We start from the raw sequence: 429 nt of genomic DNA on the forward strand, positions 1-429 counted from the left end.
TCAAAGTCTATTTCATTCCATTGTCCGCCCCTTAGTTCCGTGCTTCGTAAAAAGGTCAGCATATTCAAAATCAGGGCTATTCTATTTTGCGGCTCAATCTCTGCCAGTATCAGGCGGCGAAAAAACTCGGTCAGTTCTTCGCGGGGCAGGGCGGGGCGATGGTCGGTCTTGGATTGCTCGAAATGCCCGCGTAACACGGCAGCGGGGTTGCGGTCGGTAATTTCCAGCATGGCGGCGTATTGGTAAACCGCCCCTATCCATTGCCTGACTTTTTCGGCGGTAACGGTTGCGCCCCGTGCAATGATGGCGGATATAACGGCTTTCACGTCTGATACGCTGATTTCCGTTATCTGTATTTCTCCGATTGCGGGGAAAACGTCTTTTTCAAAGTCTGAAATGACGCGGGCGGCGTGGTTTTCTTTCCAGCGG

At 52.2% G+C, this 429-nt stretch carries 1 pseudogene; it reads right to left on the reverse strand.

The features are described 5' to 3' along the window. Positions 1-429 (reverse strand): annotated as a pseudogene (locus tag HMPREF2572_RS14555) (integrase); the annotation flags it as partial.

It is taken from the genome of Neisseria sp. HMSC064E01 (assembly GCF_001808875.1).
In the GTDB taxonomy this organism is placed as follows: Bacteria; Pseudomonadota; Gammaproteobacteria; order Burkholderiales; family Neisseriaceae; genus Neisseria; species Neisseria sicca_A.